The following is a 13590-nucleotide window of genomic DNA, read 5'->3' on the forward strand; positions in this document are numbered from 1 at the left end:
TATATTCAGCGCTTGTAGTAATGGGGAATCGAAAGAAACAAAAGGAAATAAAAAAGTACTCGTAATGGGAACTTCAGCAGATTATAAACCTTATGAATATGTAGATGCGTCAAAGAGCGATGAAATTATTGGCTTTGATGTTGATGTTGCTAAATATATCGGAAAAGAACTTGGGTATGAAGTGAAAGTGAAAGATATGGATTTTGGTGGTTTATTAGCATCTCTTAGTTCAGGAAAAGTTGATTTCGTAATGGCAGGTATGACGCCAACTGCAGAGCGTAAAAATAATGTTGATTTTACAGATATTTATTTTGTTGCGAAAAATATGGTCGTTTCTAAAAAGGATTCTAACATTAAATCTGTAGAGGATTTAAAAGGGAAAAAAGTAGGGGTACAAACAGGGTCTATTCAAGAAGAGAAAGCTGCAGAATTTAAAAAACAAGTAGATTTCCAAGTTGAGGGACGTGACCGTATACCAGAAATCGTACAAGAAATTAAAGCTGGTCGTTTTGACGCTGCAATTATAGAAGATACAGTTGCTAAAAATTATTTAGAGAAAATGAAAGATTTACAAGGAATTGAAATTAAAGAAGCACCAGAAGAAGTTGGAGCAGCAATTGCCCTTCCGAAAAACAGTGATAAAACAGCTGAATTTAATAAAGTAATTAAAAAAATGCAAGAAAATGGAGAAATGGATAAATTAGTGAAGAAATGGTTTGGCAGCGGAAAATAAGCTGCCTTTCACTTTTCTGTGAGGGGAATGAAAAGAATGAACTTAGATTTTTCGGCGATTACGCCTTCGATACCATATATACTAAAAGGTTTAGAAGTTACTTTGAAAATTGTAGCAGTATCAGCTTTAGCAGGATTTATTTTAGGAACGCTATTAGCACTTTGTAAAATTGCTAGAATACGAGCATTAAATATAGCAGCAGATTTTTATACATCAATTTTTCGTGGTACACCCCTTGTATTGCAATTAATGATTATTTATTTCGGCGTCCCACAAATAATTGGTTATGAAATACCAGCATTCTTAGCTGCTGTACTTGCATTTAGCTTGAATTCAGGTGCATACATGTCAGAAGTAATTCGTGCTGGTATTCAAGCGGTTGATAAAGGACAAACAGAAGCAGCAATGGCTTTAGGGATACCGTACGGAAAAATGATGAGAAATATTATTTTCCCTCAAGCATTAAAAAATATATTACCAGCGCTTGTGAACGAATTTGCGACACTTACGAAAGAATCGGCTGTAGTAACAGTAATAGGCGCGACTGATTTAATGCGTCGTGCTTACATTGTAGGCGGTGAGACATTTAAATATCTTGAACCATTACTTTTTGTTGGACTGATTTATTATATGTTAGTCATTATTCTTACATTAGTCGGGAAGGCAATTGAAGGGAGAATGAAGAAAAGTGATTAAAATTGAAAACCTTCATAAATCATTTGGTAAAAACGAAGTATTAAAAGGAATTACAACAACAATTGAAAAAGGGGAAGTAGTCGCAATTATAGGGCCTTCTGGATCAGGAAAATCAACATTTTTACGTTGTATGAATATGTTAGAAGCACCAACGGATGGTCACATTTGGATTGGGACGGAAGAAGTAACGAATCCGAAAACGAATGTTATGCATGTTCGTGAAAATGTCGGTATGGTATTTCAGCATTTTCACTTATTTCCTCATATGACTGTATTAGAAAATATTACGTATGCTCCTATCAATGTAAAAGGGGTAACGAAGCAAGAAGCTGAAAAGAAAGCTGAGAAACTTTTAGAAAAGGTTGGATTAGTAGATAAAAAAGATACGTATCCAAATCGTCTTTCGGGAGGACAAAAGCAACGTGTAGCAATTGCAAGAGCGTTAGCGATGGAACCGGAAGTTATGTTATTTGATGAACCGACATCGGCGCTAGATCCAGAGATGGTGAAAGAAGTGTTAGAAGTTATGAAATCGTTAGTTACGACAGGAATGACGATGGCTATCGTTACACATGAAATGGGCTTTGCAAAAGAAGTGGCAGATCGTGTTCTTTTCTTGGACGGAGGAAAGCTTGTAGAAGATAGTGCGCCAGAAGAATTTTTTGCAGCGCCGAAAAGTGAACGTGCGCAACAATTTTTACAAAAAATATTGTAATATGAAAAGGTTATGTGAATAATAAGTAGAAAAGGATGACATTGTGTCATCCTTTTTTTATACTAGCTGTAAATACGTTTATACATATAGGAGTAATGATATGTTTAAAATTGGATATCGTACAGTAAAAACAGCAATAGGGACAGGTGCGGCAGTTTTTATTGCTCAGTTATTAGGGTTAGAATTTTATAGTTCAGCAGGCATTTTAGTTATTTTATGTGTACAAAATACGAAGCGCAAATCACTTCAAGTGTCGTTACATCGTTTTCTAGCGTGTGTATTATCAATGGCATTCGCGTTTTGTATTTTTGAAACGATTGGCTATACACCACTTGCAATTAGCATATTGTTACTTACATTTATTCCGACTGCAGTAATGCTTAAAATTCAAGAAGGTATTGTCACGAGTTCAGTTATTGTTATGCATCTATATTCATTGAAGCAAATTACATGGCTTATAGTTGGAAATGAAATTGCTATATTAACGATAGGGATTAGCGTGGCGTTATTAGTAAATATGTATATGCCGAGTAGTGAAAATAAGCTAAAAGAGTATCAGGATAAAATAGAGAATAATTTTAAAACGATTTTGTTTGAAATGGTTGTGTATTTACGAAATCGAGAAAGTAGTTGGAGTGGAGCAGAACTCATTGAAACCGAGAATATGTTAAATGAAGCAAGAGATTTATCGTTTAAAAAACTTGAGAATGCATTTATGCGAGAAGATGATTATTACTATCGTTATTTTAATATGCGTATGCAACAATTCGAAATTTTAGAGCGAATGATACCACTAGCAGCTTCTTTATCGTGGACATATGAACAAGCTGACATGATTGCAGATGTTGTTGAAAACATTGGTAATGCTATTAGCCCTGAGAGTACTGGCGTTATTTCCTTAAGGCAGCTTCAAGAAATGAGGGAATTATTTAGAGACATGCCATTGCCAGCTACACGCGAAGAATTTGAGATACGTGCGAAACTTGTTCAACTTGTGTATGAAATGGAACAATATTTACTCATTAAAAGTCGCTTTAAGGGAAAGGATAATATAAAAGAACTTATATAGAAGGTAGGAATTATCTATGCCGTATCTTCTCTCTATCATATTATGTCTTTCTTTATCGCCGATTTGGCCTCTTGGGGATAATCCACGTGCCGGAGATCCTTTTATTATTGTAAATAAAGCAACGAATAAATTAGCTTACATTGACGATGGAAAGATTCAAAAGGTTTTTCCAGTAGCGACAGGGAAAACGAATGAATTAACTCCAGAAGGAAATTTTGATGTTGTAATGAAAGCAAAGGATCCGTATTACATTGCGAAGGATATTCCAGGTGGATCGCCAAAAAATCCACTTGGGTCAAGGTGGATTGGATTTAATGCAAGAGGAACTGATGGAAGTAAATATGGAATACATGGAACAAACCAACCGAGTTCAATTGGAAAGTATATTTCACAAGGGTGTATAAGAATGAAGAAAAACGATGTGGAATATTTGTTTGATCGCATTCCAATTGGAACGAAAGTATGGATTGTGAAATCGAAAAAATCATTTCAGCAATTGGCAAAAGAAAAAGGAGCCGTTGCATATGAAAAAGCCAACGAAAAGGTTGGCTTTTTCTATTATAATAAGTTGTCTTGACATGTGTACATAACCGTGCGTTAATGAGAGTATAGAAAGATAAAATTAGATAAAGGGGTTGCTCATATGTACTTGAATCCAAAACTTTCGTATATGCAGTTTTTTATGGGATTTCTATTTGTTATTACATTCATATTGGCAACTTTTAATATATGTTCTTATCTTGTAGCGATTGTATGTATGGCATTACTTAATCTCACTTTTGTTATTGGGGCATTTCAGCAGAAACAATATACAAGTTTTGTAATAGCACTTGTAATGTCATTTTCCTTTAGTATTGTAGCGATTGTGTTTTATATAAAATAAACCATCTCGATGTCGAGATGGTTTATTTTGTTATGTGTAAAAAGTAAAAAAAGGACGAACACATCGCCCTTTTTACCAAAACATACTCGCGCCAGCAAGTAATGTTGTTACAAGCATAGAAATTAGCATCACATAAACCATAACTTTTTGAGCTTTTTTATGCATCGTTATACCTCCTTGCAAATCAGTACAATTTCATTGTAACGAGAAATGAAATTATGGACAAGGGGAGAGTGAGGACAAAATTCGGGAGGGGATTGCAAAATATAACAGGAAATTTGAGAGTGTGTAGAGAATATAGTAAAAGGGTATATTGTTAATTTTTAGTTGGGCAAGCTGAAGAATGGAGATACGATGATGAAAATATACGAAACAGATCGTTTATACTTAAGGGAAATTGATGAGTCGTATGCTGAAACAGTTCTTCAATATTACGACAGAAATCGTGAATTTTTAAAAGCTTGGGAAGAGTATAGACCGGATGATTTTTTTACGCTAGATTATCAAAAGAAAAAGTTGCAAAAGGATAGAAAAGAGTTCGAAGAAGGGAAAATCATCAGACTATGGATTTTTAAAAAGGGTGATGATACGAAAATAATTGGGTGTATTTCATTTAATTTAATCGTTCGTGGCATTTATCAATCTTGTGTACTCAGTTATAAATTAGATAAAGCAGAGTTAAACAAAGGGTATACGACAGAAGCGCTTAGAAAAGCAATTCAAGTTGCTTTTGGGGAATTTCAGTTACATCGTATAGAAGCTCCGATTATGCCTCGTAATTTAGCATCTATACAAGTAGTAACAAAGATAGGTTTTCAATATGAAGGCGTGTCTAGGAAGATGTTAATGGTAAATGGCGTGTGGGAAGATCATATGCGCTGGGTATTGTTAAATGAGTAATAGAAAGCAGATGGTTATCTAGACATGTAAACCATCTGTTTTTTGTCTTGTATTTCGAAACTTTTGCGAAATTCTGTTATAATTAATAGTGTTACATACATAATGGTAGTGCAGGAGGCGCAGTCTTATGATTAATCAAGAACGTTTAGTAAATGAATTTATGGAATTAGTACAAGTAGATTCTGAAACGAAATTTGAAGCAGAAATCTGCAAAGTATTAACGAAGAAATTTACAGATTTAGGTGTAGAAGTATTTGAAGATGACACAATGGCTGTAACTGGTCATGGTGCAGGTAACTTAATTTGTACTTTACCAGCAACAAAAGATGGTGTTGATACAATTTACTTTACTTCTCATATGGATACAGTAGTTCCTGGTAATGGAATTAAGCCTTCTATTAAAGATGGATATATCGTATCAGATGGTACAACAATTTTAGGTGCGGATGATAAAGCTGGATTAGCATCAATGTTCGAAGCAATCCGTGTTTTAAAAGAGAAAAATATCCCTCATGGTAAAATTGAATTTATTATTACAGTCGGAGAAGAATCAGGTCTTGTTGGTGCAAAAGCATTAGACCGTGAGCGTATTACAGCGAAATATGGCTACGCATTAGATAGCGATGGAAAAGTTGGTGAAATCGTTGTTGCAGCTCCAACACAAGCGAAAGTGAACGCAATTATTCGTGGAAAAACAGCTCACGCTGGTGTAGCGCCGGAGAAAGGTGTATCTGCAATTACTATCGCAGCGAAAGCAATTGCGAAGATGCCACTTGGTCGCATTGACTCTGAAACGACTGCAAATATTGGACGTTTTGAAGGTGGTACACAAACGAATATCGTTTGCGATCATGTACAAATCTTTGCAGAAGCTCGTTCTTTAATCAATGAGAAAATGGAAGCACAAGTTGCGAAAATGAAAGAAGCATTTGAAACAACTGCAAAAGAAATGGGCGGGCATGCAGACGTTGAAGTAAACGTTATGTACCCAGGATTTAAATTTGCTGATGGCGATCACGTTGTAGAAGTTGCAAAACGTGCAGCTGAAAAAATTGGTCGTACACCTTCTCTTCACCAAAGTGGTGGCGGAAGTGATGCAAACGTAATTGCAGGACATGGTATCCCAACAGTTAACTTAGCAGTTGGTTATGAAGAAATTCATACAACAAACGAGAAGATTCCTGTTGAAGAATTAGCAAAAACAGCAGAATTAGTTGTTGCAATTATTGAAGAAGTAGCGAAGTAATGAAATAGAAAAAGCGTGTAAATCAATTGTGATTTACACGCTTTTTATTTTGATTCGATTGCTTTGACAAGACGTATAAGCCAATATAAGAAAACCTATGGAAGTATATACGTTGTTGCTACATGTACTAGACGAAGGAATAATCCTAACGTATTCATATTGAAAATCGGAAGTAGTAAATAATTAATTGCAATGATTAATATAACTACAAGGAATGTATAGTTGAGTTTATCCCGCTATTTGCCGGACAGTAAGCTCCCTACCTCAAAATTCTGCGAAAGTAAAGAAGTTAAGTGGGGGCCCTGCTGCCCGCAAAAACCCGATTGGTGAGGCTGATTAAAGTTTCACTTTATTAGTTGATCTCATCATAATCAGACCCTTTCACATATATATCCTCTTTATATCGATTATAAAAAAGAACAAGTAATTATTATAACTATTGTGCAAAATTTGATATAATGAAAGAACGAATGTTCTGATTAGGGAGTGAGTACTATGCGAGAAATGTATCCGAAAAATGGTCGTGTTATTTTACATGTAGATATGAATTGCTTTTTCGCATCTGTTGAAATTGCTCATGATCCATCATTACAAGGAAAGCCATTAGCGGTTGCTGGAAATGAAAAAGAGAGAAAAGGAATTATTATAACATGTAGTTATGAGGCGAGAGAATACGGAATACGTACGACGATGCCCCTTTGGGAAGCGAAAAGGTTATGCCCGCAATTAGTTGTAAGGCGTCCTAATTTCACATTATATCGCGAAGCTTCATTTCAAATGTTTCAAGTCCTTTCCCGTTTTACAGAAAAGATACAACCAGTCTCAATAGATGAAGGATATTTAGATATTACAGATTGCTACGCACTTGGTTCGCCTCTTGAAATAGCAAAGATGATTCAACAAGCACTATTAACAGAGTTGCAGCTTCCGTGTAGTATCGGAATTGCTCCAAATCTTTTCCTAGCAAAAACAGCTTCTGATATGAAAAAACCTCTCGGTATTACCGTACTTCGAAAACGTGATATTCCAGAAATGATTTGGACACTTCCAGTTGAAGCAATGCATGGGATTGGAGAAAAAACAGCTGAAAAATTAAATGAAATTCATATACATACAATTGAACAGTTAGCGAAGGGAGACGAGCATATCATTCGCGCTAAAATTGGGAAGCACGGTATTGATTTACAAAAGCGTGCAAAAGGTACGGATGATAGGGAAGTGGATCCGAGTCAAATGGGCCAACATAAAAGTGTCGGTAACTCGATGACTTTTTCAAAGGATATGGATGAAGAGAAAGAATTGCTTGATATGTTAGAACGTTTATCAAAATCAGTGAGTAAAAGATTACAAAAGCGAACCCTTGTCAGCTATAATATTCAAATTATGATTAAATACCATGATAGGCGAACAGTAACACGGAGTAAGCAATTGAAAAATGCAATTTGGGAAGAACGCGATATTTTTCAAGCAGCATCCCGTTTATGGAAGCAACATTGGGATGGTGATTCCGTTCGTTTACTAGGTGTTACAGCTACTGAAATAGAGTGGAAGACAGAATCGGTGAAACAATTAGATTTGTTTTCATTTGAAGAGGATGCGAAAAAAGAACCACTACTTGCTGTCATTGATCAAATTAATGATAAGTATGGAACACCGATTTTACAACGAGGTAGTCAACTACTACGTAAGCAAGAGAAGTCGTTTCAACAAAAGTTAGAAAATAAATTTATGTAGAAGGTGTCATGAAGTAGTAAAATCATGACACCTTTCCTATTATACAGGTACCAAGTGATACGAGAGCATTTGTCCGTAACCCAGCCATTCGGTGTCTCCATTGTCTTTCCATTCCAATGCAAGCTCCTACAATAATTGCGATAACTAATCTGAATACAATGTCGTACCATACCATCATGGTCACCTCCATATATAAATATGTGTTATGTTTTTTAGAATGAGCGGGGAATATCCACTCATTCTTATTTTTACAACCAGCTATGAAACTTTTTAATATAAAGCTTTTTTAGGAACTGTGTTAAAAAAGCGTAGCCTAATAGTATTCCTACTAACCAAGGGAAGTAGTTAAGTGGCAATGCTTGCAAACCAACGGCTGCACCAAGTGGTGAGAATGGAATATAAATCCCGATTGCCATAATAAGAGCGGTTAATAAAACGACTGGTGTTGATGCAGTGCTTTGAATAAATGGAATCTTTTGTGTTCTTATCATGTGAACAATTAAAGTTTGTGTTAACAATCCAACGACAAACCAACCGGACTGGAATAATGATTGCTCGCTCGGTGTATTTGCACCAAATACATTCCACATGACTACGTATGTGATAATATCAAATACGGAACTAATTGGGCCGATACAAATAATGAAGCTTCGTAAGTTTGCAGTATCCCATTTTCGTGGTTTTTCTAGAAACTCTTTATCCATTTTGTCCCATGGAATAGAAAGTTGTGAAATATCATAAAGTAAGTTTTGAATTAAAAGATGAATGGCAAGCATCGGTAAAAAAGGAATGAAAGCACTTGCTACTAACACGCTAAACACATTACCGAAGTTAGAGCTAGCTGTCATCTTAATATATTTTAAAATATTTCCGAATGTAGTACGTCCTTCTAAAATACCTGCTTCTAATATAGTTAAACTTTTTTCGAGTAGAATAATATCGGAAGCTTCTTTCGCAATATCAGTAGCAGTATTAACAGATATTCCGACATCAGCTTCACGTAATGCTACAGCATCGTTAATGCCGTCTCCCATGTAACCTACAGTGTGTCCATTTCCTTGTAATGCGTGTATAATACGAGATTTTTGCATTGGATTAAGCTTCGCAAATACAGTCGTTTCTTCAGCAAGTTTTGCTAATGCTTTATCTGGTAAAGAATCAATCTCGTAACCGAGGATTGGTTCGCCGATATCTAATCCAACTTCTTTACAAACCTTTCTTGTAACAATTTCGTTATCGCCAGTTAAAATTTTCACTTGTACACCATGTTTTTGTAATGCTTGAATTGCAGCTGCTGCAGATGGTTTCGGTGGATCTAAAAAGCCGATATATCCACTGAGAATCATATCAGTTTCGTCTTTTACTGCGTACTCTGTATCATTTATTCTTCTATCTTTTTTATAAGCCACAGCAATAACCCGCATACCTTCACTATTTAGTGTCTCACTTAGTTTTTTGACATTTGAACGTATTTCCTCGGTGAGTGGAACGATTTTTTCATCCACTTCAGTGTAGTTACAAATTGATAAAATTTCTTCTACGGCACCTTTACAAACCATTGTATGTTCACCTGAAATATCCTTTACGATAACTGACATACGCCGGCGGGCGAAATCGAATGGAATTTCATCTAGCTTTTGAAAAGCTGATGGATTAAATTTATTGTTTTCCTCTGTATGCTTAATAACAGCTTTATCTATTAAATTTTTCAATCCAGTTTGATAGAAACTATTTAAATAGGCAAATTGCAAGACGCGATTGCATTCATTTCCCTTGGGATCTAAGTGACGAACAAGGACCACTTTATCTTCTGTTAAAGTTCCGGTTTTATCTGTACAAAGAATGTTCATAGCACCTAAGTTTTGAATAGAATTTAGCTGTTTTACAATTACTTTTTGTTTAGACATGTTAACGGCACCTTTAGCTAAATTAGCAGTTACAATCATTGGTAACATTTCAGGTGTAAGGCCAACAGCAACGGCAATAGCGAAGAAGAAAGCTTCTTGCCAATCTCCTTTTGTGAATCCATTAATGAGAAGGACAATAGGTGCCATAATAAGCATGAATGTAATTAAGAGCCAGCTTACTTTGTTTACACCTTTATCAAAGCTTGTTTCTACACGCTTTCCAATTACCTTATTTGCTAAAGAGCCGAAATACGTATCGGTACTTGTTGAGATGACAACAGCTTTTGCGCTGCCACTTACAATATTTGTTCCCATGAAACAAAGGTTTTCCATATCGAGTGGATTGTAATTTTTTTTCATGTTTTTCGGTAAGATATGCTTATTTTCTGTATGGTAGCAGTGTTCGTATTTTTCTACAGGAAGTGCTTCCCCTGTCAAAGAAGATTGATTAACAAATAAATCTTTAGCGGATACAACACGCACATCAGCTGGAACGATATCACCAGCTGAAAGGGAAATAATATCGCCAGGTACAAGTTCCTCAATTGGAATTTCTGTTGTGTAATTTCGGTTTAAATTCTTTACATTTTTTGTTTCATGTACAAATCCATTTATTCTAAATACGCTCGCAGTTGTTCGAACCATAGCTTTTAACTTATCGGCAGCTTTTTGAGAACGAAATTCTTGGGAGAACCGAATCGTTGCACTAAGTAGGACCATTACAGATACGACAATCGTTCCTTGCATATCATCTGTGAAAAAGGAGAGTGCTCCAAGAGCTAATAAAACGAAAATAAATGGATTTTTAAATGCCAATAGAAATTGAATGTACCACGGCGCCATTTTATTATGAGCTATTTCATTCGGACCATATAAAGAAAGTCTACGAGACGCTTCTTGTTTAGATAATCCATCTTGTGTTGTTTCTAAAAGTTTTAACGCAGAGCTTACATCTTGTGTTGCAACCTCCACTAATAATTCGTTATTTGTTTTCATGCTATCTTGCTCATAAGCATGCTTTGTTTCTTGTCTTTGTAAATTAAACATCGGTAGTTCCTCCTCTGTCATGAAGGAGGAAACAATCTGTTACCTAACTATTTGAAATGGTGAGGAACAGTTTCTTTCCTACCTACATGATGAAATATGAATGTAAAACGTATGGGTATCTGGGCCGAATCATCAATTGCCAACTGTTCCTCACCTCCGTACAATTTAGTAGTTTCTGAATATGCTATGTTTGTTTCATAGTAAGGTGCATATAGACGTAAAAAGACCTTTACTCAAAACGAGTAAAGGTCTGAATTCGCAGTTAAAAGAGTCCACAACAAAGACTGTTAGTAGATATAAATAAAAACAGTTTTTGTGTATGACAAAATACATGCACCTCTCCCTCGTTGAGTTTTAGCACTGTATAGCATAGGTACTGAAACCAGCTACGTTAAAAAAGGCCTTCATTCCGACCTTTCCTGTTGACCCATTGGCGTCTCTCGACATTTTTGGGCAGCAGCGTTTCTCTATACAGGAGCCTCACCTAACAGAGACCATATTCAATTACATGTTGATGTTAGCACTGTAAAATCTTAGTGTCAATATCTTTTTTATCTGTGTTTTTAAAATATTAAATGGATTTATAATAGATATATGGGATGAAATGCATGATATTGATTATAAATAATATGGAAAATAAATATTTTTATAAAAGGGGAATTTGTAATGGTACCACAAAATTTTATTATAAATATTGAGAATCAAAAATGGTTGTTTAATGAGCAGGAAGATTTATGTTCTCATGGAGAAATATATTTAAATATGGCTGGAACGATTATTACGCAGGCAGGTATGGATGAGGAATGGGGAATAAGTGAATCAGCTTTAGCTTTGTTACGAACTTTAGATAAAGAATATATTTGTGATATTGAAAATGAAGAGGGGCTTATTTTGCACGGATGTGGCACTATGCTAATGTTAGGATGCCCAATTTCAATTCATTGGACTATAAACCATATAGGTAAAAACGTGATTTTAAAGGACTTTGTCAAAGTTATTTCTACTGATCAAAAGGCTATATACTATGAAGGACTTCATATAGAATTGAATGAAAATGAATATAGAAGACAAATTGTTTCTTTTGCACTACAAGCAAAAGAATTATTTAATAAATCAAGTGACAAGATAATTTTAGATGAGTTTGATCAAAGGATGTATACAAACTTTTGGACGGAATATGACGATTTACTAAATAAGTATAAATAAAAAAGCACTGTAACCAGTGCTTTTTTATTTATAGATTACGAGATTGTAGGGTTTTCAAAAATAACAATCTCTGAACTGTTTGTAGTTGAAACACGTTGGGCGTAATATGTTAAAGCTGAAGAAATATATGCTGGTAACGTATCATTTGTATGTGATGTTGTATATTCATGGATTAATTCCTTTAAAGTTGTCCATTCTAATTGTGCTGGGTGATCAGACACGAAAGAACTTACCCAGCGATCAAATGAAGATGAAAAATCAGTTTGTAAACGAAATACTTCTTTCATAATAAAACGCTCCCTTAAAATGTAGTATAATCATTTTACCATAAAACACGAACGATAGCTAAATTTTTTAAGTATAATGTTCGTGTTATATAGTTGTCTAGATGATTGGTTATGTAAATTCAATTTGCCATTTGAAATAACATTCCGTAAGATGAGAGATAGAGTATATTTAGAGCTGGAGGAAAGAAAGTGGAATTTGTATTTTTAGGAACTGGTGCAGGTGTTCCTTCAAAAGGAAGGAACGTTTCAGCAATTGCTTTACAATTGTTAGAAGAACGAGGACAAACTTGGTTATTTGATTGTGGCGAGGCCACGCAACATCAAATATTACATACATCTGTACGTCCGCGCCGCATTGAAAAAATATTTATTACGCATTTACATGGCGATCATATTTTTGGATTGCCTGGTTTATTAGGTAGCCGTTCATTTCAAGGAGGAACTACGCCTTTAACGGTGTATGGACCGAAAGGAATTAAACAATTTATTGAAGTGGCATTATCGGTAAGTACGACACATGTGAAATATCCACTTGAAGTTGTGGAGATAACAGAAGAAGGTACCGTATTTGAAGATAATGAATTTTATGTAGAAACGAAAAGATTGTCACACGGTATAGAATGTTTTGGATATCGTATTGTAGAGAAAGATATACAAGGTGCTCTTTTAGTTGATAAGTTGCTTGAGATGGGTGTGAAACCAGGTCCAATCTTTAAACGTTTAAAAGATGGTGAAGCAGTTGAATTAGAGGATGGCACGATATTAAATGGAAATGAGTTTATCGGCCCACCTCAAAAAGGAAGAATTATTACTATCTTAGGTGATACGCGATATTGCGAAGCGAGTAGGGAGCTTGCGCAAGATGCAGATGTACTTGTCCATGAAGCGACTTTCGCAGCAGAAGATGAGCAACAAGCGTATGATTATTTTCATTCTACATCTAAGCAAGCTGCGAGCATTGCACTTCAGGCAAATGCGAAGCGACTAATATTAACTCACATTAGTTCTCGCTATCAAGGAGATACATATAAGGAATTATTGAAAGAGGCTAGAGAGTTGTTTTCTAATACAGAAATAGCGACGGATTTGAAATCATTCCCAGTAGAAAAATGATAATTTTATAAAAAATGGTAACGGCGGGTTACCATTTTTTTATGTCTAAAAAAA

At 35.2% G+C, this 13590-nt stretch carries 14 protein-coding genes, 1 pseudogene and 1 riboswitch; of the genes and pseudogenes, 11 read left to right on the forward strand and 4 right to left on the reverse strand.

Annotation, left to right across the window (positions count from 1 at the left end; all coding sequences use genetic code 11):
- The first annotated feature begins 1 nt into the window (after window position 1).
- The 6 genes from ACQGS6_RS14710 (at window position 2) to ACQGS6_RS14735 (ending at window position 4096) form a co-directional block, all read left to right on the forward strand.
- Window positions 2-733: a transporter substrate-binding domain-containing protein gene (locus tag ACQGS6_RS14710; protein WP_426965251.1), complete on the forward strand. Its 732-nt coding sequence runs from the start codon at window positions 2-4 to the stop codon at window positions 731-733.
- Window positions 734-769: 36 nt separating this feature from the next.
- Entirely contained in the window at window positions 770-1429 is a 660-nt protein-coding gene (locus tag ACQGS6_RS14715; protein WP_001046915.1) for an amino acid ABC transporter permease, read from the forward strand.
- Window positions 1422-2144 carry an amino acid ABC transporter ATP-binding protein gene (locus ACQGS6_RS14720; RefSeq protein ID WP_000590202.1) on the forward strand — a complete coding sequence of 241 codons (723 nt, stop codon included), beginning with the start codon at window positions 1422-1424 and terminating at the stop codon, window positions 2142-2144. Before ACQGS6_RS14715 ends, ACQGS6_RS14720 begins: the two co-directional genes overlap by 8 nt.
- Before the next feature lie 100 nt (window positions 2145-2244).
- Window positions 2245-3213: an aromatic acid exporter family protein gene (locus ACQGS6_RS14725; protein WP_000472665.1), complete on the forward strand. Its 969-nt coding sequence runs from the start codon at window positions 2245-2247 to the stop codon at window positions 3211-3213.
- A 16-nt stretch (window positions 3214-3229) separates the two neighbouring features.
- Entirely contained in the window at window positions 3230-3790 is a 561-nt protein-coding gene (locus tag ACQGS6_RS14730) for a L,D-transpeptidase (RefSeq protein WP_001146563.1), read from the forward strand.
- A gap of 66 nt (window positions 3791-3856) precedes the next feature.
- Window positions 3857-4096: a DUF3894 domain-containing protein gene (locus ACQGS6_RS14735; protein ID WP_000281167.1), complete on the forward strand. Its 240-nt coding sequence runs from the start codon at window positions 3857-3859 to the stop codon at window positions 4094-4096.
- Between the two features lie 72 nt (window positions 4097-4168).
- Here ACQGS6_RS14735 and prli42 read toward each other — a convergent pair whose 3' ends face one another.
- Window positions 4169-4261, reverse strand: a complete 93-nt coding sequence (gene prli42 / locus ACQGS6_RS14740; protein ID WP_000549040.1) for a stressosome-associated protein Prli42 — start codon at window positions 4259-4261, stop codon at window positions 4169-4171.
- A gap of 189 nt (window positions 4262-4450) precedes the next feature.
- Here prli42 and ACQGS6_RS14745 point away from each other — a divergent pair, with 189 nt between their 5' ends.
- From ACQGS6_RS14745 to ACQGS6_RS14755, 3 genes are all read left to right on the forward strand, one after another.
- The gene (locus ACQGS6_RS14745; RefSeq protein ID WP_001987197.1) at window positions 4451-4996 is read left to right on the forward strand and encodes a GNAT family N-acetyltransferase; all 546 of its coding nucleotides are present in this window, start codon (window positions 4451-4453) and stop codon (window positions 4994-4996) included.
- A gap of 127 nt (window positions 4997-5123) precedes the next feature.
- Window positions 5124-6242 (forward strand): tripeptidase T, encoded by a 1119-nt coding sequence (locus ACQGS6_RS14750; protein WP_000609803.1) that lies wholly within the window; start codon window positions 5124-5126, stop codon window positions 6240-6242.
- 495 nt (window positions 6243-6737) lie between these two features.
- On the forward strand, window positions 6738-7976 hold the full coding sequence (locus tag ACQGS6_RS14755; protein WP_001208860.1) for a DNA polymerase IV: 1239 nt from the start codon (window positions 6738-6740) through the stop codon (window positions 7974-7976).
- A gap of 40 nt (window positions 7977-8016) precedes the next feature.
- Here the strand turns inward: ACQGS6_RS14755 and ACQGS6_RS14760 are convergent.
- Together ACQGS6_RS14760 and mgtA are read right to left on the reverse strand one after the other, a co-directional pair.
- Window positions 8017-8151, reverse strand: a pseudogene (locus ACQGS6_RS14760) (MgtC/SapB family protein); the annotation flags it as partial.
- Window positions 8152-8224: 73 nt separating this feature from the next.
- Window positions 8225-10930 carry a magnesium-translocating P-type ATPase gene (mgtA, locus tag ACQGS6_RS14765; RefSeq protein WP_000482689.1) on the reverse strand — a complete coding sequence of 902 codons (2706 nt, stop codon included), beginning with the start codon at window positions 10928-10930 and terminating at the stop codon, window positions 8225-8227.
- Between the two features lie 331 nt (window positions 10931-11261).
- Window positions 11262-11429, reverse strand: a riboswitch (M-box (ykoK) riboswitch).
- 167 nt (window positions 11430-11596) lie between these two features.
- Here mgtA and ACQGS6_RS14770 point away from each other — a divergent pair.
- On the forward strand, window positions 11597-12136 hold the full coding sequence (locus tag ACQGS6_RS14770; protein WP_000249056.1) for a hypothetical protein: 540 nt from the start codon (window positions 11597-11599) through the stop codon (window positions 12134-12136).
- A 35-nt stretch (window positions 12137-12171) separates the two neighbouring features.
- Here ACQGS6_RS14770 and ACQGS6_RS14775 read toward each other — a convergent pair whose 3' ends face one another.
- Window positions 12172-12423 (reverse strand): DUF3932 family protein, encoded by a 252-nt coding sequence (locus tag ACQGS6_RS14775; RefSeq protein WP_000665709.1) that lies wholly within the window; start codon window positions 12421-12423, stop codon window positions 12172-12174.
- A 189-nt stretch (window positions 12424-12612) separates the two neighbouring features.
- Here ACQGS6_RS14775 and rnz point away from each other — a divergent pair, with 189 nt between their 5' ends.
- Entirely contained in the window at window positions 12613-13536 is a 924-nt protein-coding gene (gene rnz, locus ACQGS6_RS14780) for a ribonuclease Z (protein WP_000397453.1), read from the forward strand.
- Window positions 13537-13590: the final 54 nt, after the last annotated feature.

It is taken from the genome of Bacillus sp. GMs2/2 (assembly GCF_050172095.1).
Classification (GTDB): domain Bacteria; phylum Bacillota; class Bacilli; order Bacillales; family Bacillaceae_G; genus Bacillus_A; species Bacillus_A cereus.